This is a genomic window from Marinomonas foliarum (assembly GCF_003337275.1).
Taxonomy (GTDB): Bacteria; Pseudomonadota; Gammaproteobacteria; order Pseudomonadales; family Marinomonadaceae; genus Marinomonas; species Marinomonas foliarum.
Window position 1 is genome coordinate 1 of the sequence record NZ_QPJQ01000073.1, and the last position, 3,068, is coordinate 3,068.

Sequence of the window (3,068 nt, forward strand, 5' to 3'; positions counted from 1 at the left end):
CTGCTTTATCTGTGGTAAGAAGAAGTGTATCAACTTCAGCAGTTGGCTTCTTCTACACCTGATTTGCAGTGTCGCACTTATTATCTGAATTTAGGACTTTATTCATAGCATCATCAACTAAAGATTTTTTAGCTGGAAATTGCTTTATTAGCTCTTCAAGTATTTCATCAATTCTATAGAGTATTGGTGCAAACTTAATGGCGTAGGAAGCTTCGTTTGCTGCGCGTTTCTGCGCGTATGGAAGCAATACCTTTAAACTAGTTATAAGGTGAATATCCTCTTCGTCAGCATGTAAAACATAATGCCTACAGAAAAAGCATGTTTCGCTTCTACTGCAGTTTGGCTCGGGTGCTGAGTCGGTAAAACCTTCGCTACGCTTAGCTTGAGATAAATCGTTAGCATTACAGTGGCCAGCAGGCGTTTTATGTAGACCGTTATTTATCTGTACAGGAATGTATTTGGCGCTTCTCGATGAATCTATTGCTTCATTCCACATTTCGTTCATGAATGTAGAAAGTTCTTTTAATCCAGCTATCTTCGGTGGATTGGAATAGCTCTTGAGGGTAGTTTTCACGTCATTCTGTAGTTTCCAAGCAACGGTATTGATGTCACCATTACTTAGATTCCAAAAAGACCATGAAACACCTTTTCTTAGCTCTCTAGGGGTATGCCACTTAACATTAGGTAAATGTCCTATTAGCCATTCTTTAAGAGTATCAATGGAGACTTTATTCAAAGGGGCGCATTTACCGATTCCAGAGATTCTAAAAAATCCTACTCTTTGAACATCTAAATCGAATTCAATTTCTCCCCACTGACGAAGCTTTTCATATTTCTTGTGGAATTGGTAAAACTCTTTCCCCATTGTTGGGTAAACTGTCTTATTACCCGCTCTAACCTTTAGCCCAGTGAAACTGTAGCCTCTAGGCGCTTTACAATTGATCGGCTCAGATTTCTCACAAGAGCTTAATCTTAATGCAGAGGTGACACCATTATTGGTACCTACAATCCCAATAAATGCAAGATAGTAGCAATACGTTGCAGAGTTATAGAGCGACTTTCGCTGTAAGTCTGTATTTAGGCTATTGGTCTTGTCTAGGCGTTTGATCCAGTTATCGTAAACAGACATTACACCAACGCATTCTCGCCAATCTGTATATCGACCACGCACTTCTTCTCTAGATACAATGCCAGCATCATCATTCACAAAAGATTTTGTATATGAAGCTTTGCTCAGGTGACTAGATCTTGAGAAAACATGTTTACCAAAGCCCCAATGACTTAAGTCTAATACAAAAGGAAACGGTTTTTCATTGATTAGTATGTCTGTGAAGCGCTCAAAAATAGCAAGCAATACTTGCACAAATTGGTTGCGTTCTAAGTCGTCTCCTGGAAGAGATTCTGACTTACCTTCTTTAATATGAGGTATCTTTAAGCTGACCTCGTTATCTGTTAACTCCAAGGCCCATGCCAATGCTTTTTTGGTAGATGATAGTTCAGCTGAAGCAGAGCGCTCTTTCAAACTACCTTCCGTACCGTCAGCTAAACGCGTGCTCAATACTAGATGTTCATAATAGCTATATACCGACTCAATCCAATCCTTATCATTAGATAACGACATCCCTTTACTATCAGCGAAATCAATAAACCTGGCTATCTTGCCTGCATGGCTATAAACAGTAGCTTGATTGTATGTGCTAGCTCGTAGTCCTTCGATTATTCGTTCGACATACTTTAGCCTGTCTTTAACGATAGATTCCTTAGCGACAGAACGGCTCTTATGGTTAGGGTTTCTTGCATTACTCCTTACTGAGTAACACCAACTTCCTACATCACAAGTTCTGCATGAGTTGTCGATATCGAATTCAAGCACTGTCATTTCGGGTTTCAGAACTTCTGTTATCTTGTCTGTAATGTGGATGATTATTTCTGGACGATACTCCATCAAACTCGATTCTCCCCGTAGATAGCTTCGAGAACTTTGTATCCGTCAAGAATAATAGCTTCATGCATTTCATTAATCGAATTAACGTTAAGCAGCGTTTCGTCAAAATTGACATATAGTCTAGAAGTAGCAATATCGTTATGGTTAAGAGCGGTTTTGACAGCTAGTTCCATATGAGTTGTTGTGAATCTTTTTTCAGGATCGTTGGCAAGCTTTCTAACAATGTTCATACCAAAGGTAGCTCTAAGGTCGTGCGGCGCAAACTCATCAAGTTCAGGCCGATCTTGTCTTACACGAGCAATGAAATTGCGAATATTTGCCCGAAAAGTGCTTCCGTTTTGAGGACTGAATGCAGGAGCATTGACAACCCAATGAGCAGCTTCATCTTGCCTCTTCCTGATCTCACTTCGCGAGGAATAGAATGGATTAGATTGCTCTGTTAAGAATACATAATTTTCATCGCTCAAACCGAAGAAGCTGCTTTTCATTCTTTTAGCGTTTAGTTCGCTATTTATATAGACGAACAATTTCTCAATAAGGGTCTTGGGGAACCTAAAGTTATTAGGCTTTCCAAACTTAGTATCGATTGGGAATCTACTTCTGTGAGAATGAATAAAAACCCAACTTTTACCAGTACGTTTAAGTTCGTCATATGCCTCTTTAATGTGGCCTACACGAAGGGTACATGCTGATTGAATCCGCGCTCCCGTATTGAGCATAGTCAGCATAATTAATTCGGTTGCTACTGAGCAATACTTTCGCTCCAAGCCCCACATTATTGCCTGTTGCTCGGCTATGGATAGAGGGCGCAATTCTCCACCATCCATTATTCTGTCTGGCCGAGTTTCTGCTTTTGTAACCTTGATAGAAATATCGGTTGTTTGGACCTCTTTAAATCGAGATAAACCCTCATTATTCAAAGTCTGAACATACCTCTTAAAGCTTCTAAATGGTCTAGATCCAATACGAGACTCATCTACAAGATTGTGGTTGAGTATACCTCTATAAAAAGCAATGACATGGCCGACTGAATCGCCACTAATTAGCTAGACACCTTTTAGTTAGATAAAATGATCTAAGTGAGAGGTATTTATGAGCAAAGTACGTTACCCAGAACAATTCA

The 3,068-nt window shown here is 39.7% G+C and carries 2 protein-coding genes; both read right to left on the reverse strand.

Going from position 1 to position 3,068, the window contains the following annotated elements:
* Window positions 1-52: 52 nt before the first annotated feature.
* A complete protein-coding gene (locus tag DFP77_RS19320) occupies window positions 53-1,948 on the reverse strand; it encodes a hypothetical protein (protein ID WP_147270578.1) in 1,896 nt (631 codons plus the stop codon).
* Window positions 1,945-2,865, reverse strand: coding sequence for a site-specific integrase (locus DFP77_RS19325; RefSeq protein ID WP_114413797.1), 921 nt, complete (start codon window positions 2,863-2,865; stop codon window positions 1,945-1,947). The genes DFP77_RS19320 and DFP77_RS19325 overlap by 4 nt, the downstream gene beginning before the upstream one ends.
* Window positions 2,866-3,068 lie beyond the last annotated feature (203 nt).